Source organism: Avibacterium volantium (assembly GCF_049366555.1).
Classification (GTDB): Bacteria; Pseudomonadota; Gammaproteobacteria; order Enterobacterales; family Pasteurellaceae; genus Avibacterium; species Avibacterium volantium_A.
This window is the reverse complement of the sequence record NZ_JBMMGT010000085.1, coordinates 1-245: the sequence shown is the minus strand read 5'-3', so window position 1 is coordinate 245 and position 245 is coordinate 1. Positions and strand designations below refer to the sequence as shown.

Genomic DNA, 245 nt, shown 5'->3' with positions numbered 1-245 from the left:
CCTATCGGGTTTCCCCATTCGGACATCGTGGGTTAAACGCTTCTTATCAACTCACCCACGCTTTTCGCAGATTAGCACGTCCTTCATCGCCTCTGATTGCCAAGGCATCCGCCCTGTACGCTTTCTCACTTAACTATACAACCTCAAGGATTTTTCCCCGAAGTTGTTCTCTCATTGAGAACGCTTACTTGCTTTTGTTCAAGTAAGTCTTTTACTCAGACTTTTTCAATTTAATAAGAAAATGG

General features: G+C 43.3%; 1 rRNA gene. It reads right to left on the bottom strand.

What is annotated here, in order from left to right:
• A 23S ribosomal RNA gene (locus ACLS0A_RS11100) occupies positions 1-135 on the bottom strand; the annotation flags it as partial.
• Positions 136-245 lie beyond the last annotated feature (110 nt).